Annotated in this window: 22 protein-coding genes; 16 read left to right on the forward strand and 6 right to left on the reverse strand. The window is 66.9% G+C overall.

All coding sequences use genetic code 11. The annotated features are described in order from the left end of the window. The first annotated feature begins 35 nt into the window (after nucleotides 1-35). From AB4851_RS18045 to AB4851_RS18065, 5 genes are all read left to right on the forward strand, one after another. On the forward strand, nucleotides 36-1,229 hold the full coding sequence (locus AB4851_RS18045) for an acyl-CoA dehydrogenase family protein (protein ID WP_414450928.1): 1,194 nt from the start codon (nucleotides 36-38) through the stop codon (nucleotides 1,227-1,229). Between the two features lie 16 nt (nucleotides 1,230-1,245). Then, a complete protein-coding gene (locus AB4851_RS18050; RefSeq protein WP_414450929.1) occupies nucleotides 1,246-2,370 on the forward strand; it encodes an acyl-CoA dehydrogenase family protein in 1,125 nt (374 codons plus the stop codon). A 423-nt stretch (nucleotides 2,371-2,793) separates the two neighbouring features. Then, entirely contained in the window at nucleotides 2,794-4,080 is a 1,287-nt protein-coding gene (locus tag AB4851_RS18055; protein WP_414443176.1) for a dicarboxylate/amino acid:cation symporter, read from the forward strand. A gap of 1 nt (nucleotide 4,081) precedes the next feature. Then, nucleotides 4,082-6,118, forward strand: a complete 2,037-nt coding sequence (locus tag AB4851_RS18060; RefSeq protein ID WP_414450930.1) for a sensor histidine kinase — start codon at nucleotides 4,082-4,084, stop codon at nucleotides 6,116-6,118. Between the two features lie 42 nt (nucleotides 6,119-6,160). Then, a complete protein-coding gene (locus AB4851_RS18065; protein ID WP_414450931.1) occupies nucleotides 6,161-7,525 on the forward strand; it encodes a sigma-54-dependent transcriptional regulator in 1,365 nt (454 codons plus the stop codon). 99 nt (nucleotides 7,526-7,624) lie between these two features. On the opposite strand, the gene AB4851_RS18070 is transcribed toward AB4851_RS18065, so the two are convergent. Continuing rightward, complete coding sequence (locus AB4851_RS18070; RefSeq protein ID WP_414450932.1) at nucleotides 7,625-8,161, reverse strand: TlpA disulfide reductase family protein; 537 nt, start codon at nucleotides 8,159-8,161, stop codon at nucleotides 7,625-7,627. A gap of 283 nt (nucleotides 8,162-8,444) precedes the next feature. On the opposite strand from AB4851_RS18070, the gene AB4851_RS18075 reads away from it, so the two are divergent. After that, a complete protein-coding gene (locus tag AB4851_RS18075) occupies nucleotides 8,445-9,041 on the forward strand; it encodes a hypothetical protein (protein WP_414450933.1) in 597 nt (198 codons plus the stop codon). Nucleotides 9,042-9,358: 317 nt separating this feature from the next. On the opposite strand, the gene AB4851_RS18080 is transcribed toward AB4851_RS18075, so the two are convergent. Continuing rightward, nucleotides 9,359-10,909 (reverse strand): YifB family Mg chelatase-like AAA ATPase, encoded by a 1,551-nt coding sequence (locus AB4851_RS18080; RefSeq protein ID WP_414450934.1) that lies wholly within the window; start codon nucleotides 10,907-10,909, stop codon nucleotides 9,359-9,361. Nucleotides 10,910-11,037: 128 nt separating this feature from the next. Then, complete coding sequence (locus AB4851_RS18085) at nucleotides 11,038-11,295, reverse strand: accessory factor UbiK family protein (protein ID WP_206131574.1); 258 nt, start codon at nucleotides 11,293-11,295, stop codon at nucleotides 11,038-11,040. Between the two features lie 358 nt (nucleotides 11,296-11,653). Here AB4851_RS18085 and AB4851_RS18090 point away from each other — a divergent pair, with 358 nt between their 5' ends. The 7 genes from AB4851_RS18090 (at nucleotide 11,654) to ptsP (ending at nucleotide 19,071) form a co-directional block, all read left to right on the forward strand. Continuing rightward, entirely contained in the window at nucleotides 11,654-11,992 is a 339-nt protein-coding gene (locus tag AB4851_RS18090; protein WP_006398175.1) for a P-II family nitrogen regulator, read from the forward strand. A 37-nt stretch (nucleotides 11,993-12,029) separates the two neighbouring features. Continuing rightward, nucleotides 12,030-13,529 (forward strand): ammonium transporter, encoded by a 1,500-nt coding sequence (locus AB4851_RS18095; RefSeq protein ID WP_414443170.1) that lies wholly within the window; start codon nucleotides 12,030-12,032, stop codon nucleotides 13,527-13,529. A 277-nt stretch (nucleotides 13,530-13,806) separates the two neighbouring features. Then, complete coding sequence (gshA, locus tag AB4851_RS18100; protein ID WP_414443169.1) at nucleotides 13,807-15,096, forward strand: glutamate--cysteine ligase; 1,290 nt, start codon at nucleotides 13,807-13,809, stop codon at nucleotides 15,094-15,096. Nucleotides 15,097-15,138: 42 nt separating this feature from the next. Then, nucleotides 15,139-16,095: a glutathione synthase gene (gshB, locus tag AB4851_RS18105; RefSeq protein WP_414443168.1), complete on the forward strand. Its 957-nt coding sequence runs from the start codon at nucleotides 15,139-15,141 to the stop codon at nucleotides 16,093-16,095. A 176-nt stretch (nucleotides 16,096-16,271) separates the two neighbouring features. Further along, entirely contained in the window at nucleotides 16,272-16,742 is a 471-nt protein-coding gene (locus AB4851_RS18110) for a PTS sugar transporter subunit IIA (RefSeq protein ID WP_414443167.1), read from the forward strand. Nucleotides 16,743-16,822: 80 nt separating this feature from the next. Beyond that, complete coding sequence (locus AB4851_RS18115) at nucleotides 16,823-17,092, forward strand: HPr family phosphocarrier protein (protein WP_414443166.1); 270 nt, start codon at nucleotides 16,823-16,825, stop codon at nucleotides 17,090-17,092. A gap of 155 nt (nucleotides 17,093-17,247) precedes the next feature. Then, nucleotides 17,248-19,071 (forward strand): phosphoenolpyruvate--protein phosphotransferase, encoded by a 1,824-nt coding sequence (ptsP, locus tag AB4851_RS18120; protein ID WP_414450935.1) that lies wholly within the window; start codon nucleotides 17,248-17,250, stop codon nucleotides 19,069-19,071. A 75-nt stretch (nucleotides 19,072-19,146) separates the two neighbouring features. Here the strand turns inward: ptsP and AB4851_RS18125 are convergent, their stop codons facing one another. The 3 genes from AB4851_RS18125 to gpmA form a co-directional block, all read right to left on the reverse strand. Then, nucleotides 19,147-19,899, reverse strand: coding sequence for a HesA/MoeB/ThiF family protein (locus AB4851_RS18125; RefSeq protein WP_414450936.1), 753 nt, complete (start codon nucleotides 19,897-19,899; stop codon nucleotides 19,147-19,149). Between the two features lie 162 nt (nucleotides 19,900-20,061). Next, nucleotides 20,062-21,621, reverse strand: coding sequence for a S41 family peptidase (locus tag AB4851_RS18130; RefSeq protein ID WP_414450937.1), 1,560 nt, complete (start codon nucleotides 21,619-21,621; stop codon nucleotides 20,062-20,064). A gap of 292 nt (nucleotides 21,622-21,913) precedes the next feature. Beyond that, on the reverse strand, nucleotides 21,914-22,660 hold the full coding sequence (gpmA, locus tag AB4851_RS18135; RefSeq protein WP_414443162.1) for a 2,3-diphosphoglycerate-dependent phosphoglycerate mutase: 747 nt from the start codon (nucleotides 22,658-22,660) through the stop codon (nucleotides 21,914-21,916). A gap of 137 nt (nucleotides 22,661-22,797) precedes the next feature. Between gpmA and AB4851_RS18140 the strand changes: the two genes are divergently transcribed. The 3 genes from AB4851_RS18140 (at nucleotide 22,798) to secB (ending at nucleotide 24,067) form a co-directional block, all read left to right on the forward strand. Next, entirely contained in the window at nucleotides 22,798-23,220 is a 423-nt protein-coding gene (locus AB4851_RS18140; protein ID WP_414445666.1) for a rhodanese-like domain-containing protein, read from the forward strand. Next, nucleotides 23,217-23,477 (forward strand): glutaredoxin 3, encoded by a 261-nt coding sequence (gene grxC, locus AB4851_RS18145; RefSeq protein WP_414443161.1) that lies wholly within the window; start codon nucleotides 23,217-23,219, stop codon nucleotides 23,475-23,477. The genes AB4851_RS18140 and grxC overlap by 4 nt, the downstream gene beginning before the upstream one ends. 119 nt (nucleotides 23,478-23,596) lie before the next feature. After that, entirely contained in the window at nucleotides 23,597-24,067 is a 471-nt protein-coding gene (gene secB / locus AB4851_RS18150; protein WP_414443160.1) for a protein-export chaperone SecB, read from the forward strand. Nucleotides 24,068-24,086 lie beyond the last annotated feature (19 nt).

Consider the following 24,086-nt stretch of genomic DNA (forward strand, 5'->3'; position numbering starts at 1 on the left):
TTCCCCCTGCATTTCGCCTCACCGGAGACAACCCGATGAACCTCGATTTCTCCCCCGAAGAAGAAGCGTTCCGCGCCGAGGTGCGGCGCTTCCTGGCCGACGCGCTGCCGCCCGAGCTGTCGGACAAGGTCAATGGCGGGCGGCGCCTGACGCGCGACGACATGGCGCGCTGGCACGCGATCCTGCACGGCAAGGGCTGGCTGGCCAGCCACTGGCCGCGCGAGTACGGCGGCCCCGGCTGGAGCGTCGCGCAGAAGTTCCTGTTCGACAACGAATGCGCGATCGCCGGCGCGCCGCGCATCGTGCCGTTCGGCGTCAACATGCTCGGCCCGGTGCTGATCAAGTACGGCAGCGAGGCGCAGAAGCGCCACTGGCTGCCGCGCATTCTCGACGGCTCCGACTGGTGGTGCCAGGGCTATTCCGAGCCGGGTGCCGGCTCCGATCTGGCGTCGTTGCGAACCAGCGCCGTGCGCGACGGCGATCACTACGTCGTCAACGGCCAGAAGGCCTGGACCACGCTCGGCCACTACGCGAACATGATCTTCTGCCTCGTGCGCACCGCCACCGACGTGCGGAAGCAGGAGGGCATCAGCTTCCTGCTGATCGACATGAACACGCCCGGTGTGGAAGTGCGGCCGATCGTGCTGCTCGACGGCGAGCACGAGGTCAACGAGGTGTTCTTCACCGACGTGCGGGTGCCGGTCGAGAACCTCGTCGGCGAGGAAAACCGCGGCTGGACCTACGCGAAATTCCTGCTCACGTACGAGCGCACCAACATCGCCGGCGTGGGCTTCTCGGTGGCCGCGCTGGAGCGCCTGCGCGCCGTGGCCGCGACGCGCATCAAGGGCGGCCGCCCGCTCGCCGACGATCCGCTGTTCGCCGCGCGGTTCGCGCGCGTCGAGATCGAACTCGAGAACATGAAGACCACCAACCTGCGCGTGCTGGCGGCCGTGGCGGGCGGCGGTGCGCCGGGCGCGGAAAGCTCGATGCTGAAGATTCGCGGCACCGAGATCCGCCAGGAGATTTCGTCGCTGATGCGGCGCGCGATGGGGCCGTACGCGATTCCGTTCCCCGACGCGGCGCTGGAAGCCGACGAGGCCGAACCGCTCGGTCCGCCCGAGGCGGCGAGCGCCGCCGCGCAGTATTTCAACAACCGCAAGCTGTCGATCTACGGCGGCTCGAACGAGATTCAGAAGAACATCGTCGCCAAGACGATCGTCGGACTGTAACGGACACGGAGGTCCCATGGATTTCACGCATAGCGACGATCGCCGGATGCTGGCCGATTCGCTGAATCGCTTCATCGACGAGCAATATGCATTTCCGGTGCGCGACCGCATCGCGCGCTCCGAGGCCGGCTACAGCGACGAGCTGTGGCGGCGCTTCGCCGAACTCGGCGTGATCGGCGCGCTGTTCGCCGAGGCCGACGGCGGCTTCGGCGGCGCGGGCTTCGACATCGCCGTGGTGTTCGAATGCCTCGGGCGCGGGCTGGTGGTCGAGCCGTTCCTCGGCGCGCTGATGGCCGGCCGGGCGATCGCGGCCGGCGGCGGCGCGGCGCAGCGCGAGCGGCTCGCGGCGCTGATCGACGGCAGCGCGAGCGCCGCGTTCGCGCACGGCGAGCCGGATGGCCACTACGAGCCGCACCTTGTGCGCACGCGGGCCGCCGCGCACGGCGACGGCTGGCGGCTCGACGGCGCGAAGGCGGTGGTCGAGCATGGCGCGCAGGCGGCGTTCTTCGTGGTGTCGGCGCGTCTCGATGGCGCCGACGACGACGCGGCCGGCCTCGCGCTGTTCGTGGTGCCGCGCGAGGCGGCCGGCGTGAGCGTGCGCGACATCGCGCGCATCGACGGCGGCCGCGCGGCCGAACTGCGGCTCGACGGCGTGACGCTCGACGCCGCGGCGCGCCTGTCCGGCGACGGCGCCGCGCTGCTCGAACACGTGACCGGCCTCGGCCTGCTCGCGCTCGGTGCCGAGGCGGTGGGCGCGATGGACGTGGTCAAGGCGCAGACCATCGAATACCTGCGCACGCGCCAGCAGTTCGGCATGCCGATCGGCGGCTTCCAGGCTTTGCAGCATCGCGTGGCTGACCTGCTGCTCGAAATCGAGCAGGCGCGCTCGGCCGTGATCAACGCGGCGGCGGCGCTCGATGCGCCACGCGTGACGCGCGAGCGCGCGCTGTCGGCCGCCAAGCTCACGGTCGGCCGCACCGGCACGCGCGTCGCCGAGGAGGCGATCCAGCTGCACGGCGGGATCGGCATGACCTGGGAACTGCCGCTCGCGCATTACGCGAAGCGGCTCGTGATGATCGATCATCAACTGGGGGACGAGGATCATCATCTGGCGCGGTATATCGGCTTGGGTAAACACTGAGGCGCCGCCGCACATTCGGAGCCGCCTGGCGGCGGCTCCCTCCCTTCGATTCCTTCTCCCCCCGACACAATTCTCCCCACTCGTCCGGATTGCCGGACGCTCCGCTTTCCGGATTTCCGGAAACCCGGATTCCCGCGCGCCAGCCGATTCATAAAAACATAAACGAATCAACGGCCTAAGCTTGTTTAGCACCCTGGCATCGAGCTTGCGTATATCTGCCACAAGGCCAGCCTTGGCCGGACAACGACAGCAGCAAGGAGACAATCGATGGTGCCCCACCCAATTCCTTTCCCCCGGATGGTCTAAGGCCGTTGCTTGTTGCGACGCGGCCGCCGCGCGGGCTCATGGCTTCCCCTGACGCTCACCCGCGCGCGTGATGCCGATTCTCAAGGCTCACTTCCCCTTCTGGAAACTGGACTCATCGTGAAGAAGAAACCGTTCTACAAAGTGCTCTACGTGCAGGTGATCTTCGCCATCGTCGTCGGCGTGATCCTCGGTCACTACTACCCATCCCTCGCGATCGACATGAAGCCGCTCGGCGACGGCTTCATCAAGCTGATCAAGATGGTCATCGGCCCGATCATCTTCTGTACCGTCGTGAGCGGCATCGCCGGCATGCAGGACATGAAGAAGGTCGGTCGCGTCGGCGGCAAGGCGCTGCTCTACTTCGAGATCGTCTCCACGTTCGCGCTCGTGCTCGGCCTCGCCGCCACGCACCTGCTGCGTCCGGGCGCGGGCTTCAACATCGACCCGGCCACGCTGAACGGCAAGGAAGTGGCGTCGTACGCCGCCAAGGCGCACGGCCAGTCGACCGTCGACTTCCTGATGCACATCATCCCGAACACGATGTTCGACGCATTCGGCCAGGGCGAAATCCTGCAGATCCTGCTGATCGCGCTGCTGTTCGGCAGCGTGCTCGCGAATCTCGGCGAACGCGGCAAGGCGGTCACGGACTTCATCGAAGGCACCAGCCGCGTGCTGTTCGGCATCGTCCACATCGTCACCAAGCTCGCCCCGATCGGCGCGTTCGGCGCGATGGCGTTCACCATCGGCAAGTACGGCGTGGGTTCGCTGGTGCCGCTGCTCAAGCTGATCGGCACGTTCTACCTGACCTCCGTGGTGTTCGTGGTGGTGGTGCTCGGCGCGGTGGCCCGCTTCACGGGCTTCTCGGTGCTGCGCTTCGTTGCGTACATCAAGGAAGAGATGCTGATCGTGCTCGGTACGAGCTCGTCGGAAGCGGCGCTGCCGCAACTGATGGAGAAGCTCGAGAAGGCCGGCTGCTCGCGTTCGGTGGTGGGCCTGGTGGTTCCGACCGGCTACTCGTTCAACCTCGACGGCACCAACATCTACATGACGATGGCCGTGCTGTTCATCGCCCAGGCGACCAACATCGAACTGACCTGGATGCAGCAGCTCACGCTGCTGGCGGTCGCGATGCTGACCTCGAAGGGCGCGAGCGGCGTGACGGGCGCGGGCTTCATCACGCTGGCGGCGACGCTGGCCGTGGTGCCGACCATCCCGCTGTCGGGCATGGTGCTGATCCTCGGTATCGACCGCTTCATGAGCGAGTGCCGCGCGCTGACGAACATCGTCGGCAACGGCGTCGCCACGATCGTCGTGTCGGCCTGGGAAAAGGAACTCGACCGCAACAAGCTGCGTGCGGCGCTGAACGGCGAAGTGTCGGTCGGCGACACCACCGCGAAGGTTTGAGATGAAGCATGACGCAGCGGCGCGCGAACAGCCGCCGCTGCCCGGCGGGGCCGGTTCCGGCGGCGCTTCGGCGCGCGGCGGGGCCGGCCCCGCCGCATTTGGGCCGGGCGGCTATGCCACAATAGGCGATTCCCATTTTCCGGAAATCGCGAACGTGAAGCGCCGCCTGCTCGTTCTGCTCGTGCTCGTCGCGCTGCTGGCCGCCGCCTGCGCGCTGACCTGGACGATCACCTGGCAGCGCGGCGTCGACGATCTGCGCCGCAACGCGGCGGTGCGCGTCGATCGCACCACGAGCGCGCTCAAGAGCACGCTCGATCGCTACGAATCGCTGCCGTACCTGCTCGGTGGCCACCCGTTCGTGCAGGACGTGCTGGCCAACGCGAACATTCCCGGCTATGTCGAGCGCGCCAACCGCTACCTCGACGACCTCAATCACCACGCCCACGCCACCACGATCTACATCATCGGTGCGGACGGGCATTGCGTGGCCGCCAGCAACTGGCGCGACCCGGACAGCTTCGTCGGTGCCGAATACCGGTTCCGGCCGTATTTCCTCGATGCGATCAAGGGCGGCGTGGGCCGCTTCTTCGGCATCGGCACGGTATCGCACGATCCCGGCTACTACATCTCGCAACCGGTGCGCCGCAACGGGCGCATCGTCGGCGTGGCCGTGGTCAAGCTCAACCTCGAATGGTTCCAGGGCGCCGATGCGTCCGAGCCGCTGGTGGTGGCCGACGATCACGGCGTGATCTTCCTGTCCTCGGTGCCGGCCTGGAAATACCACACGCTCAAGCCGCTGACCGGCTCGGTGGCCGATTCCATTTTCGCCACGCGCCAGTACGCGCAGCAGCCCGTCACGCCGGTGCCGATCCGAGTGGAGAAGGTGCTCGGCAGCGACGCCGAGATCGTGCGGATCGGCAAGGGCCTGCGCGCGCCGCGTTACCTCGCCACGCAGCGCCGGCTCGGCGAACCCGATTGGCAACTGGTCACGCTCGCGCCGATCGAGCCGGTCGACACCGATGCGCGCAACGCCACCGTGGTGACGGCGTTCGGCTTCATCTCGCTGTGCCTGCTGGCGTTCTACTGGCGCATGCGCCGCGCGCGCGTCAACGAAATGATCCGGGGCCGCGCGCTGTTGCAGAACGCCTATGCCGAACTGAATCAGCGCGTGGCCGAACGCACCGCCGATCTGTCGCAGGCCAACGAACAATTGCAGAAGGAAGTGGGCGACCGGATCCGCGCCGAGCTCGAACTGCGCGCGGCGCACGACGAACTGGTGCAGGCCAGCAAGCTCGCCGCGCTCGGCCAGATGGCGGCCGGCATCACGCACGAACTGAACCAGCCGCTCGCGGCGCTGCGCAGCTTCTCCGACAACACGCGCGTGCTGCTCGACCGCGGCGAGCAGGGCGCGGCGCGCGAGAACCTCGAAGCGATCGCCTCGCTGACCGAGCGGATGGGCAAGATCACCAATCAGCTCAAGCTGTTCGTCGGCCGCGCGCGGCCGCGCAACGAGCGCGCGCTGGTGTCGCGGGCGCTCGGCAACGTCGCGTCGCTGCTGCGCGAGCGCCTGCAGGCGGTGACGCTCGACGTGCAAATCGACGACGCGATGCATCCCGGCCAGGACGGCCGCTTCGATCCCGCGCTCGAATATCCCGACCTGATCGCGATCTGCGAGGACTTGCGCCTCGAACAGATCCTGATCAACCTGCTCGGCAACGCGCTCGACGCGGTGGCCGGCGTGCCGTCGCCGCGCATCGCGGTGCTGATCGAGGCGTCGGCGGGCAGCATCGCGATCACGGTGGCCGACAACGGCCCCGGCGTGCCGCCCGAACTGCTGCCGCGCCTGTTCGAGCCGTTCTTCACCACCAAGGAAATGGGGCGCGGCCTGGGCCTGGGCCTGGCGATTTCCTCGTCGATCGCGAGCGATGCCGGCGGCGCGCTGGTCGCGCGCAACGCGCCCGAAGGCGGCGCGGTGTTCGTCTTGACGCTGCGCCGCGCCCGCACGCATCATCCGCAGGCTTTCGCCGTCGGCCGCTAGCGCGGCGCCGTCCGCAATATCGATTCACATCGGGTGACACACATGGCGAACCGCCTCCAGGTTATCTATATCGAAGACGACGAACTCGTGCGTCGCGCGGCCGTGCAGAGCCTGCAACTGGCCGGGTTCGACGTGACCGGGTTCGGCTCGGCCGAAGCGGCCGAGAAGGCGATCCTCGGCGAGCGCGTGGGCGTGGTGGTGTCCGACATCCGCCTGCCCGGCGCGAGCGGCCTCGAACTGCTCGCGCAATGCCGCGAGCGCGCGACGGACGTGCCGGTGATCCTCGTCACCGGCCACGGCGACATCACCATGGCCGTGCAGGCGATGCGCGACGGCGCCTACGATTTCATCGAGAAGCCGTTTCCGGCCGAGCGTCTGGTCGAGACGGTGCGCCGTGCGCTCGAACGGCGCGAGCTGGTGCTGGAGAACCTGGCGCTGCGCCGCGAGCTGGCGGTGCAGGGCGTGGTCGCGCCGCGCATCATCGGCCGCAGCCCGGCCATCGAGCAGGTGCGCCGGCTGATCGCGAACGTCGCACCCACCGACGCCTCGGTACTGATCAACGGCGACACCGGCGCCGGCAAGGAGCTGATCGCGCGCAGCCTGCACGAAATGTCGCCGCGCCGCGACAAGCCGTTCATCGCCGTCAATTGCGGCGCGCTGCCCGAGCCGATGTTCGAATCGGAGATGTTCGGCTACGAGCCGGGTGCGTTCACGGGCGCGGCCAAGCGGCGGATCGGCAAGCTCGAATACGCATCGGGCGGCACGCTGTTTCTCGACGAGATCGAGAGCATGCCGCTGGCGTTGCAGGTCAAGCTGCTGCGCGTGTTGCAGGATGGCGTGCTGGAGCGGCTCGGCGCGAACCAGCCGATTCGCGTGAACTGCCGCGTGGTGGCCGCCGCCAAGGGCGACATGAGCGAGCATGTGGCGGCCGGCACGTTTCGGCAGGACTTGCTGTATCGCCTGAACGTGGTGACCATCGCGCTGCCGCCGCTGGGCGAGCGTCGCGAGGACATCGTGCCGCTGTTCGAGCACTTCATGCTGGATGCCGCCGTGCGCTACGGCCGGCCCGCGCCGCACCTGACCGACCGGCAGCGCGAAGGGCTGATGCAGCGCGACTGGCCCGGCAACGTGCGCGAGTTGCGCAACGCGGCCGACCGCTTCGTGCTGGGCGTGACCGAGGGCGTGCTGGAGACGGGCGGCGCAGCCGAGGCGCGCGACGTGGCGGGCGGCGAGCAGTCGCTGAAGGAGCGCGTCGAGCAGTTCGAGCGCGCCGTGATCGCCGACACGCTGACGCAAACAGGCGGCGCGGTGGCCGCCACGGCCGACCGGCTGCATTTGGGCAAGGCCACGCTCTACGAGAAGATCAAGCGCTACGGTTTGTCGACCAAGGGCGACAGCGAGCGCTGAACCGGGGCGAGCTCGGTGATCGGGGTCAGGGGCAACAAAAAAGCCGGCGGCGCCTGCAAGGCGCGGCCGGCTTGTTGCCGAACCGGGTGGAGCGTTCGCTCAGGCGTTGCTGTTGCCGAGCGCCTTTTGCAGCAGTTGGTCGAGTTCCGCGAATTGCGGCTCGCCGACGTAGCGCTTCAGGATCTTGCCGTCCTTGTCGACCACGAAGGTGGTGGGCGTGAGCTGGACGTTGCCGAACTGCTTGGCGAGCGAGCCGTCGTCGAACGCAACCTTGAACGGCAACTGGCGCGTCTTGACGTAGTTCGAGACGTACACCGGCGAATCGTAGTTCATCGCCACCGCGACGAATTCGAGGCCCTGGTCCTTGAAGCGCTTGTACGTGTCGACCATCTGCGGCATTTCCTTCATGCAGGTCTCGCAACTGGTTGCCCAGAAGTTGACGAGGTAGACCTTGCCCTTCAGATCCGCGCCGGTGGAGACCTTCTGGCCCGACAGCAGCGTGAACGTGGCGTCCGGCACGCTCGACTTGCCGTTCAGGGCGAAGTAGCCGGCCACGGCGATCGCCACGGCGACGGCCGCGATCGCGACATAGCGCAGCGGGCTCGCGCGGCGGGGGGAAACGGGGGCTTGGCTCATCGTCGGTACCTCGGAAGACTGCGGGGCCGCGCGGCACAGGCGCACGGCGGCGATCATTGTAGCCTCAAAACATGACGGATATCGGTAGGCGTGGGCGCCCCAGCGGTTGCGGAGGGTGCTCGGCTCGATACCCGCAATGGCACGGCCGGCGCGGCTTCCGGGCAGCGGCGGCGCGGCTTGGGCATCGTTCGCTTATGCCGGGCATTTCGGGGCGCGAGGCCGCGCCGGACGACGATAATGGCGGCTCGATGCTTCCTCTTGCCGATGGCCGTTGAGCCGATCCATGTCCGTCCCCCATTTCTTCACCCACCGCATGACGATGGTCCGCCGCCTGGCGCGGCGTTCGGCCGTGCTCGCAATGGCGGCGCTGCTCGTGGCCGCATGCTCGCCGGCGCTCGACTGGCGCACGCTTCACAACGACGCCGGCTACACGATCGACCTGCCGGCCAAGCCGATGCTCGACGCGCGCGAGATCACCATTGGTGGCGCACCGATGACGATGCGGATGCAGGCCGCGCACGTGAGCGGCGCGGTGTTCGCGGTCGGCACGGTGATGCTGCCCGATGCGCGCCCGGCCACCCGGCAGGCGGCGCTCGACGTGCTGCGCGCCGCGCTGTCGCGCAACTTGCATGCGCCCGCGGCCCGGCGCGAGGTGACGGTGCCGCTCGCGGCCGGCGGCACGGTGCCGGGCATCGAACTGACCGTGAACGGCGAGCCGGCCGGCACGGCATCGGGCGCGCAGGGCGCGGCAGCCGGCAAGACGCTGGTGGCGCGGCTCGTCGCGCGCGGCACGCATGTCTATCAGGCCGTCGCGATCGCCGACGCACCGCTGCCGGCCGACGTGCTCGACTCGTTCTTCGGCTCGTTCAAGCTCGACTGAAGGATGCGCGGCACCGCGCAATTTGTTGACGAATTGAAGGTCTGCTCGCAGGAAGCCACGCTAATCGCCGGATTTTCCTGGACTTTTCCACTATCCACAGCGGGTGTGGATAACTTTGTTGACAACCTTCGCCTCGCCCCGACACCGCCCGCGCCACGTGCTTTCAAACGGATTTCATCGTTTTTGACTTCTTAAAAAACGATTGACAATTCAATGCCTTGCGTCGGCCCTTACAGGCACGCCGCATGCGTTGCGGCGACGACGTTCGATTCCGGTAAATGTGTATAAGTCAAGTCTTGACAGGCCGTTTTTTCGGTTCAAACCAGCTCGACAGCCCGCCGGTAGCGGATTGCCTCGCCGATCTGGGCGGCGTCCGGATCGGTATCGCCGGCTAGATCGGCGATCGTGCGCGCAACTTTCAGTACCCGGTAATACGCCCGCGCGGACCAATGGAAGCGCTCGCCCGCCTCGCGTAACAGACGTTCGCCGGTGGAATCGAGGCGGCAGAACGCGTCCGTTTCGCGGCCACTGAGCATCTGGTTGGTCTTGCCCTGGCGAGCCAACTGGCGCTCGCGGGCTGCGGCCACACGCCGCGCCACGGCCGCGCTCGGCTCGGCCGGCGTCACGCCGCGTTCGGCCAGTTCGGCCGGGGAGAGCGCCGGCAGTGCGACCTGCAGATCGATGCGATCCATCAGCGGCCCGGACAACTTTCGCAGGTAGCGCGCGGCCACATCCGGCGTGCAACGGCAGCGGCCCGACGGATCGCCGCGCCAGCCGCACGGGCACGGGTTCATGGCCGCCACCAGTTGGCAGGCGGCGGGGAAATCGGCTTGCAGGGCCACGCGCGAGATCGTGATGCGGCCCGCTTCGAGCGGCTCGCGCAGCATTTCGAGCACATGGCGGTCGAATTCGGGCAGTTCGTCGAGAAACAGCACGCCGTGGTGCGCGAGCGTGATCTCGCCGGGTTGCGGCGGATTGCGGCCGCCCACCAGCGCCGCCGCGCTCGACGAATGATGCGGCGTGCGAAACGGCCGCCTGCGCCACTGCGCGGGCGAGAAGCCGAGCCGGCTCGCCGACAGCAGCGCGGCCGAGGTCAGCGCCTCGTCGTCCGTCATCGGCGGCAGCAGGCCCGGCAGGCGCGCGGCCAGCATCGACTTGCCGGCGCCGGGCGGCCCGATCATCAGCAGGTGATGCGCGCCGGCCGCCGCGATTTCGAGCGCGCGTTTCGCACCCTGTTGCCCGACCACGTCGGCCAGATCGGGCGCGGTGGCATCGGGTGCGGCATCGGGCGGCGAGACGGCGATCGGGCTCAGGCGCGCGTCGGCGGCGCCGTTCAGATGCGCGCAGAGCGCCGGCAGATCGGCCGCGCCATACACAGTTACGCCCGGTGCGAGCGCCGCCTCGGCCGCGCTGGCCAGCGGCAGATACAGCTCGGGCGTGCGCGTCGGCAGCGGGCCGTCGGACGCGAGCGCGCCGCGTGCGATTCCGCAGGCCATCGCGAACGCGCCGCGCATCGGCCGCAACGCGCCCGTCAGCGACAGTTCTCCCGCGAATTCGCGCCCGTCGAGCGAGGCCGGCGGCAGATCGCCGTTCGCGGCGAGGATGCCGAGCGCGATCGGCAGATCGAATCGCCCCGATTCCTTGGGCAGATCGGCTGGCGCCAGGTTGACGGTGATGCGCCTGACCGGGAAATCGAAGCCGCAGTTCTGCAGCGCCGCGCGCACGCGCTCGCGGCTTTCGCGGACTTCGAGATCGGGCAGGCCGACGATCGAGAACGACGGCAGGCCGTTCGCGAGATGGACTTCGACGGTGACTTCCGGCGCACGGCCGGCAGCGGGCGCGCGCGAGCGCACGACGGCAAGCGACATGAGGCACTCCGAGGAGCAGGCCCGCGGGCGGTGGGCCGCCCGGCGGGAGATTCCATTGAGGTGCGCGCTTGCCGGCGTGGCGCGGGCGGGTACAGCGGGGAGCCGCGGCGTGGGCCGCGGCGGGAGGATCAGAGGCCCGAGGGGCGCTCCGTGAGCTTGCGTTCGAGGTCGGCCACGCGGCGCTCCAGCTCCTCGAGGCGCGCGCGGGTGCGGGCCAGGACTTGGGTTTGCGTGTCGAATTCCTCGCGGGTCACGAGGTCGAGTTTCGAGAAGCCTTGCGTGAGCATGGCCTTCACGTTGCGTTCGACGTCCTTGGCCGGCGAGTTTTTCAGCAGATCGCTGACGCGCGACTGCAGATCATTGAAAACGTCGCTGGGTTGCTTCATGGGATTCCCCTTCTCTGCACAAAAAATGTGCAATTTCCGTTGCGTTCGTGCCCACGATGCATGCATGAGCGGATTTGGTGCGTGCCGTGGGCCCGTTTCCGGGCATCGTGCGCCCCGTTGCGGCGCGCCGGGTGCCCCGGACGTCCGTGCACTCTAACAACCTTCGATTACGCACGCCAGCAATGAGCCGCCATGTTGGCCGTTCGGGCAGGCTCCAGGCGGCCCGGGCCTGACTTTTCGGTGACCGAAACGTATTCGGCCGGTGACTTGGCACGCGAGTTGCTGAGTGTGTTCCCGCTACCTACGGAACGCGCTCGGTCGGACCTCCGACCTGACAACCAGAAAGCGAGAGGACTTCATGAAACTGATTACCGCAATCATCAAGCCGTTCAAGCTCGATGAGACGCGCGAAGCGCTCTCCGCGCTCGGCGTCTCCGGCATCACGGTGACGGAGGTGAAGGGCTTTGGCCGCCAGAAGGGCCATACCGAGCTCTATCGCGGCGCCGAATATGTCGTCGACTTCCTGCCGAAGATGAAGATCGAGGCAGCAGTGTCCGACGATCTCGTCGACCAGGCTGTCGAGGCCATCGAGCGGGCAGCCCGCACGGGGAAGATCGGTGACGGCAAGATTTTCGTCACGCCGATCGAACAGGTTATCCGGATTCGCACCGGGGAGACGGGCGCCGACGCCCTGTAAATCAAACAGAACGACAAGCGACAAGAGGAAACCTAAGATGCGCAAACTTTTGATGTCACTGCTGATGGCCGGATCGCTCGTCGCGACCGGCATCGGTGCTGCGATGGCCGACGATGCGTCGTCCGCGCCCGCCGCAGCCTCGGCTGCCGTTGCTTCGGACGCCGCCGCCAGCGCCCCTGCCGCCAGCGCCGCACCTGCGCCGGCCCCGGCTGCTTCGGCCGCCCCTGACGCCAGCGCGGCCGCCGCCGCACCGGCCTCGGCTGCCTCGGCCCCGGCCGCGCCTGCCGCACCGACCGCGCCCGTCTCGGTGGATTCCTCGAAGATCAACTCCGGCGACACCGCCTGGATGCTGACCTCGGTGGCACTCGTGCTGTTCATGACGATCCCGGGCCTGGCCCTGTTCTACGGCGGCATGGTCCGCAAGAAGAACGTGCTCGCCACGGTCATGCAAAGCTTCGCGATCACCGCGCTGATCACGGTGCTCTGGACGGTGATCGGCTACAGCCTCGCGTTCACGCCGGGCAATGGCTTCATCGGCGGCTTCTCGCGCGTCCTGCTCTCGGGCATGAGCTACGTGAAGGGCGACACGGCGACCACGCTGACCGTCAGCCACCTGGCCACGACGATTCCGGAATCGGTCTATGTCGTGTTCCAGATGACGTTCGCGATCATCACGCCGGCCCTGATCTGCGGCGCGTTCGCCGATCGCATGAAGTTCTCGGCGATGCTGGTGTTCATGACGATCTGGTCGCTGGTGGTGTACGTGCCGATCGCCCACATGGTCTGGGAACCGACCGGCTGGCTGGCAACGGACGGCGTGCTCGACTTCGCGGGCGGCACGGTGGTGCACATCAACGCCGGTATCGCGGGCCTGGTCTGCGCCCTGGTGCTCGGCAAGCGCGTCGGCTACGGCCGCGAAGCGATGGCGCCGCACAACCTGGTCCTGACGCTGATCGGCGCCTCGATGTTGTGGGTGGGCTGGTTCGGCTTCAACGCAGGTTCGGCAGTGGCGGCTGACGGCCGTGCCGGCTTCGCGATGCTGACGACGCAGGTCGCCACGGCTTGCGCCGCACTGGGCTGGATGTTTGCCGAGTGGATCGCCAAGGGCAAGCCCTCGGTGCTGGGTATCGTGTCGGGCGCCGTTGCGGGCCTGGTGGCCATCACCCCGGCAGCCGGCTTCGTCGGCGTGGGCGGTGCACTGGTGATCGGTATCGCCGCGGGCGTGGTCTGCTTCTGGTCGGCCACGTGGCTCAAGGTCAAGCTGGGCTACGACGACTCGCTCGACGCATTCGGCGTGCATGGCGTGGGCGGTATCCTCGGCGCGCTGCTGACGGGCGTGTTCGCGGTCAAGGACATCGGCGGCTTCGACGGCAGCCTGCTGGTTCAGGCCAAGGGCGTGCTGATCACGCTGCTCTACAGCGGCATCGTGACCTTCATCATCCTGAAGGTGATCGACATGGTGATGGGCCTGCGCGTGACGGAAGAAGAGGAACGCGAAGGGCTGGACATCATTCTGCACGGCGAACACGTCGAGTAAGTATCGAATCACATACCGGTAATGCGCCGGGCGGCGCCGCGAAACGCCGCCCGGCCAACATAATGAGCGCAGCGACTTCGACCCGCCTTCCCGGCGGGTCTTTTTTCGTCTGCTGTTTCGCACGCGTCGCGCGCCTCGCGGCCCGGCTGGAAAACCCTTCCGCCTATCGGGTCAATAGCGAGAAAAAGAACTGGACAACCTTGCGAACCCGGGAACAATCCCCAAATGGGCGCAGTAATTGCTCTACAATCTTTTTTCTCCTGTTCGCGAGTGATTCATGGTTCCCCATCTCGTTACGGCGTTAAACGGTCCGCTGCTCGAGCTGGAGCGGAAGATCCTCGATGCAACGCCAGCAATCGAACGCTGGTTCCGCCTCGAGTGGCAGGAACACACGCCGCCGTTCTACTGTTCGGTCGATCTGCGTAACGCCGGCTTCAAGCTCGCCCCCGTCGACGCCAATCTGTTCCCCGGCAGTTTCAACAATCTGCCGCAAGAAGTGCTGCCCCTCGCCGTGCAAGCGGCGATGGCCGCGATTGAAAAAATTTGCCCGGATGCGAAAGGCCTGCTGGTCATTCCGGAGCTGCCCACCCGCAATGCGTTCTACCTCGAAAACGTCGCGCGGCTCGCCGCGATCATGCGTCAGGCCGGCCTGAACGTGCGTTTCGGTTCGCTCGACCCGAGCGTGACGGATACCACGCCGATCACGCTCGCCGACGGCCAGAAGATCGTGCTGGAGCCGCTCGAACGCTCGCAGCGCCGCCTCGGCCTGAAGAATTTCGACCCGTGCTCGATCCTGCTGAACAATGATCTGTCGGGCGGCATTCCCGACGTGCTCGAAAACCTGCACGAGCAATACCTGCTGCCGCCGCTGCACGCGGGCTGGGCCGTGCGCCGCAAGTCGACGCACTTCGCCTGCTACGACGACGTCGCGAAGAAGTTCGCGAAAATGGTCGGCGTCGATCCGTGGATGGTGAATCCGTACTTCGCGCATGTGGGCGACATCGACTGGCAGGCCGGCAACGGCGGCGAGGCGCTGGCCGACGCGATCGACGCGGTGCTCAAGAAGATCGCCCGCAAGTATCGCGAGTACGGCATCAGCGAGAAGCCCTACGTGGTCGTGAAGGCCGATGCGGGCACCGCGGGTCGTGGCGTGATGACGGTGCACGATGCCTCCGAGATCGGCGGCATGACCAAGCTCGAACGCGCGCAGATGTCCGAAACCAAGGCCGGGCTGCCGGTGAGCGACGTCATCGTGCAGGAAGGCGTGTATACGTTCGAGCGGATCGGCGACGACGTGGCCGAGCCGGTCGTCTACATGATCGACCGCTACGTGGTGGGCGGCTTCTACCGCACCCACTCGGCGCGCGAGCGCGACCAGAACCTCAACGCGCCCGGCATGCACTACGTGCCGCTCGGTTTCGAGCACACCGCGCTGCCCGACGCGCACGCGAAGCCCGGCGCCGCACCGCCGAACCGCTTCTATATGTACGGCGTGGTGGCCCGGCTCGGCCTGCTCGCCTCGTCGATCGAGCTCGAAAAGACCGATCCCGAGGCGATTCAGGTCTGAGGCGCCGCCGCCGATCCAATCGCCCGACATCACAGGATTCGCATGGACATTCTTTTTATCGCCGACCCGCTGGATCGCTTCAAGATCTACAAGGACACGACCTACTCGATGATGGCCGAGGCCGCGCGCCGCGGCCACGCGATCTACGCGTGCGAGCCGCAGCAACTGGCCTGGACGGGCAGCTCGGTCGAGGCCGACGTGCGGCGTGTGACGATCGTCGGTGATCCGGCCGATCTGCACCGCGATGCCTGGTTCGAGGCCGCCGCGCCCGAATCGCGCGCGCTGACCGCGTTCGGCGCGGTGCTGATGCGCAAGGACCCGCCGTTCGACATGGAGTACGTGACGTCGACCTGGCTGCTCGAAGTGGCCGAGCGCGCCGGCGCGAAGATCGTCAACCGCCCGCAGGCGATCCGCGATCATTCGGAAAAGCTCGCGATCGGCGAATTCCCGCAGTTCGTCGCGCCCACGCTGGTCACGCGCGACGCCGCGCGGCTGCGCGCGTTCCATGCCGAGCATGGCGACGTGATCGTCAAGCCGCTCGACGGGATGGGCGGGATGGGCGTGTTCCGCGTGAAGGCCGACGGCATGAATCTCGGCTCGATCGTCGAGATGCTCGGCGAGGACGGCCGCCGCTCGCTGATGATTCAGAAGTTCATTCCCGAGATCAAGGCCGGCGACAAGCGCATCCTGCTGATCGGCGGCGAGCCGGTGCCGTTTTCGCTCGCGCGCATTCCGCAGGGCAATGAAGTGCGCGGCAACCTGGCCGCGGGCGGCATCGGCGTGGCGCAGCCGCTGACCGAGCGCGACCGCGAGATCGCCGCCGCGCTCGGCCCGGTGCTGGCCGCGCGCGGCCTGCTGCTGGTCGGGCTCGATGCGATCGGCGACTGGCTCACCGAAGTCAACGTCACGAGCCCCACCTGCTTCCGCGAGATCATGGAGCAGACCGGTTTCGACGTGGCCGGCATGTTCGTCGACGCGCTGGAGCGCCTGGTCGGCTGAGGATTGCCGAGTATTGCCGGCGGCGGCCGCGCAGGTCCCCCGCCGCCGGATCTAGCGGGGCCACTTCAATGTGGAGTGGCCCCGAAATCGGCCTGCTACAATGCCCGCACGCCCGGTAGGACTACTACTCGTGGCTTCTGGTCCGGCGGTCGGGCCGACATTGTTGCAAGGTTGACATGGCAGGCATCCTGATCATCGCTCATGCTCCGCTCGCCACTGCATTGCGGGAGTGCATTTCCCACATCTATGGCGGGCTGCCCGCGCGCATCGGCGCCATCGATGTGATGGCGGACAGCGATCCCACTCAAGTCATGGCGTACGCCCATTCCGAAATCGCGCGTCTGCGCGAGGAAAACGGCGTGCTGGTGCTGACCGACATGTATGGCGCGACACCGGCCAACATCGCCGGCCAGCTCGCGAAGCTCGATGGCGTGCGCGTGCTCGCCGGCGTCAATCTGCCGATGCTGGTGCGTTCGGTGTGCTATCGCACCACGCCGATCGACACGCTGGTCGAAAAGGCGCTGGCCGGCTCGACCAAGGGCATTCATGAAGTGGCGGCCGGCACGCCGCCGCCGCGTCCCGGCCTGGGCTGCGGCGAGTGCGCTCCGATTCCGCCCGAACCCAAGCCGCAAACCGAAACGCATTAGCCGACGGCCGCCTCGCGCGGCCGTTTGGCATCCCTTCGCCGGCGCGAGGGCGCCGGCTGTCTCCACCCGAACGGAACACCATGCTTCAGCAAGAAACGACCATCGTGAATAAATTGGGGCTGCATGCCCGCGCGTCGGCCAAGCTGACCCAACTGGCCGGCAACTTCCAGTCGGAAGTCTGGATGACCCGCAACGGCCGGCGCATCAACGCGAAAAGCATCATGGGCGTCATGATGCTGGCGGCCGGCATCGGCAGCACGGTGACCCTCGAGACCGAAGGCCCGGACGAACAGGAAGCGATGACGGCGCTGCTCGGGTTGATTGCCGACAAGTTCGGCGAAGGCCAGTAAGGCCGGCTCGCTGCCGGACTGGTTCTGAATCCGGAATGCCGCGTGATCTCACGCGGCATTTCTCTTTATTCAGACAACAGATCATTGTTGGCGGATGGTGCGGCGCATGCAGCCACGCGGGGCGTGCGGAATTTATAATCGCGAGTCGGGGTCATATGCGCAGCGCGGCGATGGGCCGCGGCAGACCGGACTCACAGGAGGTGCGCGTGTCGTTCACGCTGCAAGGAATTCCCGTTTCGAGAGGCATCGCGATCGGTCGTGCGTATCTGATCGCGCCGGCGGCGCTCGACGTCGCGCATTACCTCGTCGAGGCGCTGCAGCTCGACGCCGAGGTCGACCGATTGCGCGCGGCCTTGCTGGCCGTGCGCGGCGAGCTCGACGCGCTGCGCGCCGACCTGACCGAAGAGACGCCGAGCGAGGTGGCCGCCTTCATCGACGTCCATTCGATGATCCTCAACGACGCGATGCTCGTGCAGGAAACCATCGATCTGATCCGCGACCGCCGCTACAACGCCGAGTGGGCGCTGACCGAGCAGCTCGATGTGATCGTCGGCCATTTCGACGACATCGAGGACGAGTACCTGCGCGAGCGCAAGGCCGACATCCAGCAGGTGGTCGAGCGCGTGCTGAAGGCGCTGGCCGGCGCGCCGTCGGCCTCGCAGGCACTTGGCGGCGCGGCCAGTGGCAAGGACGACATGATCGTGGTCGCGCACGACATCGCGCCGGCCGACATGATGCAGTTCAAGAACCAGGCGTTCCGCGCGTTCGTCACCGATCTCGGCGGGCGCACCTCGCACACGGCGATCGTCGCGCGCAGCCTCGGCATTCCGGCGTCGGTCGGCGTGCAGCACGCGAGCGCGCTGATTCGCCAGAACGACGTGATCATCGTCGACGGCGATCAGGGCATCGTGATCGTCGATCCCGCGCCGATCGTGCTCGAGGAATATTCGTACCGGCAATCGGAGAAGGCGCTCGAACAGCGCAAGCTGCAGCGGCTGAAGTTCTCGCCGACGCAAACGCTGTGCGGCACCAAGATCGAGCTGCTCGCCAATATCGAATTGCCCGACGACGCGAAAACAGCCGTGGATGCGGGCGCGGTGGGCGTCGGCCTGTTCCGCACCGAGTTCCTGTTCATGAACGACGTGCACGCGCTGGCCGAGGAGGAAGAGCAGTTCCGCGCCTACCGCCGCGCCGTCGAGCTGATGAACGGCATGCCGGTGACGATCCGCACCATCGACGTGGGCGCCGACAAGCCGCTCGATTCGCACGACGAAGGCTACGAAACGGCGCCGAACCCGGCGCTCGGGCTGCGCGCGATCCGCTGGAGCCTGTCCGAGCCGCAGATGTTCCTCACGCAGTTGCGCGCGATCCTGCGCGCGTCGGCCACCGGGCCGGTCAAGATCCTGATTCCGATGCTCGCGCACGCGCAGGAGATCGACCAGACGCTCGACCTGATCCGCGAGGCGAAGCGCCAGCTCGACGATGCCGGCATGGCCTACGATCCGAACGTGCAGGTCGGCGCGATGATCGAGATTCCGGCCGCGGCGATCGCGGTGCCGCTGTTCCTCAAGCGCGTCGATTTCCTGTCGATCGGCACCAACGATCTGATCCAGTACACGCTGGCGATCGATCGCGCCGACAACGAGGTCGCGCACCTGTACGACCCGCTGCATCCGGCCGTGCTGCACCTGATCGCGTTCACGCTGCGCGAGGCCAAGCGGGCCGGCGTGCCGGTGTCGGTATGCGGGGAAATGGCTGGCGACCCGGCGATGACGCGCCTGCTGCTCGGCATGGGCCTGACCGAGTTCTCGATGCATCCGAGCCAGTTGCTGGTGGTCAAGCAGGAAATCCTGCGTGCGCACCTGAAGGCGCTGGAGAAGCCCACCGCCGACGTGCTGGCGTCCTACGAACCGGAAGACGTGCAGCTTGCGCTCAAGCAGTTGTCGGCGGCGGAACCTAAGGCCGACATGGCGGCCTGAGCGCGTTTCACGGCGGCAAAACGAAACGGCGGCGCATCGCAACGATGTGCCGCCGTTTCGTTTTGCCCGCGTCGTTCAGTGCCGGCCGCCGCAGACAGGGCAGTCGGGTTGCCGCGCGATGCGCATCGTGTTCCATTCCATGCGCAGCGAATCGAGCATCATCAGCCGGCCCACGAGCGGCTCGCCGATGCCGCCGATCACGCGCAGCGCCTCGGCCGCCTGCATCGCGCCGATGATGCCGACGGTCGGCGCGAACACGCCCATCGTCGAGCAGGCCGTTTCCTCGAACGGCTGATCCTCGGGAAACACGCAGGCGTAGCAGGGCGAGGCCGGATCGCGGAAATCGAACGTGCTGATCTGGCCGTCGAAGCGCAGCGCCGCACCCGATACGAGCGGCACGCCGTGCGCCGCACAGGCGCGGTTGATCGCATGGCGCGTCGCGAAGTTGTCGCTGCAATCGAGCACCACGCTCGCGCGCGGCACGGCCGCATCGAGCCAGGCCGCGTCGGCGCGCTCGGCCACGGCGTGCACGGTCACCTCCGGGTTGAGCCGCGCGAGCGCCTCGCGGCCCGACGCCACCTTGGGCTGGCCGATCGATTCGGTGACGTGCAGGATCTGCCGTTGCAGGTTGGTCAGGTCGACGGTGTCGGCGTCCACCAGCATGATCGTGCCGACGCCGGACGCCGCCAGATACATCGCGGCCGGCGAGCCGAGGCCGCCGGCGCCGATCACGAGCGCATGCGCGTCGAGAAAGCGCTGCTGCGCCTCGATGCCGATCTCGTCGACGAGGATGTGGCGGGAATAGCGGAGCAGTTGTTCGTCGTTCATCGCGGGGCGGATTGCGGATTGGGCGCCGTGCTTGGCTTTGGCTTCAGCCGCTATTTTAGGCGCGTTCACCTGCCGGCTGCCGGGCACGGGCCGACGGCCGCACAAAGGAAACGGGCCACCGCGGCAGCGCCGCGATGGCCCGTTGCAGGCGCAGCGACCGGCTTACTTGGTCGCCGAGGCCGGCTTGGCTGCCGCCGGCTTGGCCGGCGCCGTGACCTTCGGTGCCGAGGCCGACGGCGCGGCTGCGGCTGCCGTCAACGGCTTCGAGGTGCTTTCGGCCAGCAGCGACTTCGATTCCTGAACCGGCTTGCCTTCGAGCTTGGCCAGCGCTTGCTGGAGCATGAAGTCGTCGGCGCTGCCGAATTCCACCGGCTTGCGGTTGCGATCCTTCTCGCGCTGCTCCGGCGTCTTCTTGTCGTTCTGCTCCTCGAGAATGCGAAGCTGGTCGAGACGGCGCTGTTCGCGGGCCTCGAGTTCCTTCTTCTCGTTCGGATCCTGGGTGTTCGCGAGGTGGTTCGTGTAATCCACTTCGCGCGTGACGAGCACGTCGTCCGGATCGCCGTCGGCGAACTGATCGACCGGGATATCCGGCACGATGCCCTTGTTCTGGATCGAACGGCCGCTCGGCGTGTAGTAGTACGCCGTGGTCAGGCGCAGGCCGGTGTCGGCGGTCAGCGGACGCACGGTTTGCACCGAGCCCTTGCCGAACGTGGTCTTGCCCATGATCTGCGCGCGGTGCGAATCCTGCAGCGCGCCGGCGACGATTTCCGATGCCGACGCCGAATAGGCGTTGGTCAGCACGATCATCGGCACGGTCTTGAAGACGGCCGGCAGGTTCTTCAGCGGATCGGAATCGAAGGTCGGCAGACGGTAGTTGTCGTAGTCGTCGCGATAGACCTGCTTCGAATCGGGGATCTGGCCGTTGGTCGACACCACCACCGAGTTCGGCGGCAGGAACGCGCCGGCCACGCCGACCGCGCTCTGCAGCAGGCCGCCGCCGTTGTTGCGCAGGTCGACCACGAGGCCCTTCAGGTTCGGCTGCTGACGCGCGATGTCCTGCAGGCGGGCTGCGAGATCGGGCGTGGTGCGTTCCTGGAAGCTGGTGATGCGGATGTAGGCGTAGCCCGGATCCAGCATCTTCATCTTCACGCTCTGCACCTTGATGATGGCGCGCGTGACCGACACCGGGAAGGTGCGGTCGTCGGTCTTGCGGAAGAGGGTCAGCGTGACCTTGGTGCCCGGATCGCCGCGCATCTGCTTGACGGCCTTGTCGAGCGTCATGCCGCGTACGGGCTTGTCGTTGATGCGGGTGATCAGGTCGCCCGGACGGATGCCGGCGCGGAACGCGGGGGTGTCCTCGATCGGCGAGATGACCTTGATCAGGCCGTCTTCCTGCGAAATTTCGATGCCCAGGCCGGCGAAGCTGCCCTTCGTCTGTTCCTGCAGTTCCTGGTAATCGGTCTTGTCGAGATAGGACGAGTGCGGGTCGAGGCTCGACACCATGCCCTTGATCGCGGCGGTCAGCAGTTTCTTGTCGTCGACCGGTTCGACGTATTCACGCTTGATCTGGCCGAACACCTCGGCGAACAGCCGCAGTTGGTCGAGCGGCAGCGGCGTCGTGATCGTGGCTTGCTGGGCGGACGCCGAAATTTGGAGCGTCGCGAAAACACCGGTGGCAAGGCCCGCGGCAACGAGGCCGATATTCTTCAATTTCATTCGCATAGGATCGTGTGCGTCGGAAAGCGCGTGTGGCTATGGCTTGAAGGTGTGAGGACGGACAAGTATATCCCCGATCGTTCGAATGCTTCGCCGTTGCGGGCGGAAGCGACGACGAAGCGGGTTCGACAGCGGCGGCGCGGCGGGGTTCTCGTGAATTTGCGACGACCCCGCCGTGCCGTTTCGAGCCGATTTCAACCGGATCGAGCCGATTCGCGCTGCGTGAAGCGGCTGGCTGGCGCGAACCTGACACGCGGCTGACCGACGCGACCGCTACTGTGTCGTGCCGGCGCCGCGCTTACTTCGACTTGCCCTGTTGCGCGACGGCGGCTTGCGCGGCCGCGATGGCGGCCTGGTCGCCGAGGTAGTAATGCTTGATCGGCTTGAGGTTCTCGTCGAGTTCATAGACGAGCGGCACGCCGTTCGGGATGTTCAGGCCGACGATGTCGGCATCCGAAATGCCGTCGAGGTACTTGATCAGCGCGCGCAGCGAGTTGCCGTGCGCGGCGATCAGCACCTGCTTGCCGGCCTTGACCGCCGGCGCGATCGACTCGCTCCACAGCGGCAGCACGCGGGCCACGGTGTCCTTCAGGCATTCGGTGAGCGGCAGTTGCTCGCGCGGCACCTTGGCGTAGCGCGGGTCGGCGAACGGCGCGCGCTCGTCGGTCGACTCCAGCGCCGGCGGCGGCGTGTCGTAGCTGCGGCGCCAGACGAGCACCTGCTCGTCGCCGAACTTGGCGGCCGTCTCGGCCTTGTTCAGGCCCGACAGCGCGCCATAGTGGCGTTCGTTGAGGCGCCACGAATGGACCACCGGCAGGTACATCTGGTCCATCTGGTCCTGCACGTGCCACAGCGTGCGGATCGCGCGCTTGAGCACCGACGTGTAGGCGATGTCGAACGCGTAACCGGCTTCCTTCAGCAGCACGCCGGCCTGGCGCGCCTCGTGGTTGCCTTGCTCGGTCAGGTCGACGTCGACCCAGCCGGTGAAGCGGTTTTCCTTGTTCCAGGTCGATTCGCCGTGGCGGATGAGAACGAGCTTGTACATAGCGATAGCTTGCAGGTCGGTAGTGAGGAAGCGGGCCGGAAGGCGCGTTCGTTGCGGGTGCGCCATCGTGTCGTAGCGGTTATTTTATAATGGCGGGATTGTCCTTTTCGATTTCTCTTTTTAGCGGCGGATCCTCCGTGACGTTCTTTACCGATTACTTCAACCTTGCGCTCATCGCGATCCTGCTCGTTTCGGGTGGTTTGCTGGTCTTCCCGACGCTGCGTCGCGGGGGCGGCGGCCTGTCGAGCGCCGAGGCGACCCAACTGATCAATCGCCGCAACGCGATCGTCATCGACCTGCGGCCGTCCGCCGAATACGCGGTCGGGCACCTGCCGGCGTCGCGCTCGGTCGAATACGCGGAGCTCTCGACCAAGCTGGGCCAGGTTGCCAAGAACAAGAGCGCACCGCTGCTGCTGGTTTGCCAGAACGGCCAGCAATCGAACAAGGCGGCCAAGGTCGCTCGCGAAGCCGGCTACGGCGAAGTCCATGTACTGCAAGGCGGCGTTGCCGAGTGGCAGAAGGCCGGCATGCCGGTTGTCAAACAAGGAGTGGCGAAGTGAACAAAGTAGTCATGTACAGCACGCAGGTCTGCCCGTATTGCATGATGGCCGAGCGCCTGCTGAAGCAGCGCGGCGTCGAGCTGATCGAGAAGGTGCTGATCGACAAGGAACCCGCGCGCCGCGCCGAGATGATGGAGCGCACCGGGCGTCGCACCGTGCCGCAGATCTACATCGGCGAAACGCATGTCGGCGGCTACGACGACCTGTCGAAACTCGATCGCGAAGGCGGCCTGCTGCCGCTTCTGGAAGCCGCCTGATTCCGGCAGAATGTCGCCTCCCGGGCGCCGGGGCGGGGCAACGTGCCGTGCGGGCATGTCAAGACAATCGGGTGGTCGGTCAAAACCGGCCGCCGTCACATCATTTTTAGGGAGCCAACATGTCCGACGTCGAAAACCAGCCGTTCTTCAACATCCAGCGTATCTACCTGAAGGATCTGTCGCTCGAGCAGCCGAATTCGCCGGCGATTTTCCTCGAGCAGGACATGCCGTCGGTTGAAGTGGAAGTCGACGTGAAGGCCGAACGTCTGGCCGAAAGCGTGTACGAAGTGATCGTGTCGGGTACCGTCACGGCGAAGGTGAAGGACAAGGTCGCGTTCCTGATCGAAGCCAAGCAAGCGGGTATTTTCGACATCCGCAACATCCCGGAAGAGCAGCTCGATCCGCTGGTCGGCATCGCCTGCCCGACGATCCTGTTCCCGTACCTGCGCTCGAACATCGCCGACGCTATCACGCGTGCCGGTTTCCCGCCGATCCACCTCGCGGAAATCAACTTCCAGGCGCTCTACGAGCAACGTCTGGCGCAAATCACCCAGCAGCAGGGTGGCGCCAACGGCGCGACGCTGAACTGAGCGCTTCCCACGAACCGGT

The organism is Burkholderia sp. 22PA0099, assembly GCF_047497165.1.
Lineage (GTDB): Bacteria > Pseudomonadota > Gammaproteobacteria > Burkholderiales > Burkholderiaceae > Burkholderia.

Excerpts from the sequence above, each read along its gene's own strand:
- AB4851_RS18065 (WP_414450931.1), top strand. The coding sequence starts at position 6,161 with ATGGCGAACCGCCTCCAGGTTATCTATATCGAAGACGACGAACTCGTG.
- AB4851_RS18060 (WP_414450930.1), top strand. The coding sequence starts at position 4,082 with ATGAAGCATGACGCAGCGGCGCGCGAACAGCCGCCGCTGCCCGGCGGG.
- AB4851_RS18085 (WP_206131574.1), bottom strand. The coding sequence starts at position 11,295 with ATGAAGCAACCCAGCGACGTTTTCAATGATCTGCAGTCGCGCGTCAGC.
- AB4851_RS18130 (WP_414450937.1), bottom strand. The coding sequence starts at position 21,621 with ATGCGAATGAAATTGAAGAATATCGGCCTCGTTGCCGCGGGCCTTGCC.
- gpmA (WP_414443162.1), bottom strand. The coding sequence starts at position 22,660 with ATGTACAAGCTCGTTCTCATCCGCCACGGCGAATCGACCTGGAACAAG.
- AB4851_RS18115 (WP_414443166.1), top strand. The coding sequence starts at position 16,823 with ATGCTTCAGCAAGAAACGACCATCGTGAATAAATTGGGGCTGCATGCC.
- AB4851_RS18090 (WP_006398175.1), top strand. The coding sequence starts at position 11,654 with ATGAAACTGATTACCGCAATCATCAAGCCGTTCAAGCTCGATGAGACG.
- AB4851_RS18070 (WP_414450932.1), bottom strand. The coding sequence starts at position 8,161 with ATGAGCCAAGCCCCCGTTTCCCCCCGCCGCGCGAGCCCGCTGCGCTAT.
- secB (WP_414443160.1), top strand. The coding sequence starts at position 23,597 with ATGTCCGACGTCGAAAACCAGCCGTTCTTCAACATCCAGCGTATCTAC.
- AB4851_RS18080 (WP_414450934.1), bottom strand. The coding sequence starts at position 10,909 with ATGTCGCTTGCCGTCGTGCGCTCGCGCGCGCCCGCTGCCGGCCGTGCG.
- AB4851_RS18050 (WP_414450929.1), top strand. The coding sequence starts at position 1,246 with ATGGATTTCACGCATAGCGACGATCGCCGGATGCTGGCCGATTCGCTG.
- ptsP (WP_414450935.1), top strand. The coding sequence starts at position 17,248 with ATGCGCAGCGCGGCGATGGGCCGCGGCAGACCGGACTCACAGGAGGTG.
- gshB (WP_414443168.1), top strand. The coding sequence starts at position 15,139 with ATGGACATTCTTTTTATCGCCGACCCGCTGGATCGCTTCAAGATCTAC.
- AB4851_RS18110 (WP_414443167.1), top strand. The coding sequence starts at position 16,272 with ATGGCAGGCATCCTGATCATCGCTCATGCTCCGCTCGCCACTGCATTG.
- gshA (WP_414443169.1), top strand. The coding sequence starts at position 13,807 with ATGGTTCCCCATCTCGTTACGGCGTTAAACGGTCCGCTGCTCGAGCTG.
- AB4851_RS18075 (WP_414450933.1), top strand. The coding sequence starts at position 8,445 with ATGTCCGTCCCCCATTTCTTCACCCACCGCATGACGATGGTCCGCCGC.
- AB4851_RS18095 (WP_414443170.1), top strand. The coding sequence starts at position 12,030 with ATGCGCAAACTTTTGATGTCACTGCTGATGGCCGGATCGCTCGTCGCG.
- AB4851_RS18045 (WP_414450928.1), top strand. The coding sequence starts at position 36 with ATGAACCTCGATTTCTCCCCCGAAGAAGAAGCGTTCCGCGCCGAGGTG.
- AB4851_RS18125 (WP_414450936.1), bottom strand. The coding sequence starts at position 19,899 with ATGAACGACGAACAACTGCTCCGCTATTCCCGCCACATCCTCGTCGAC.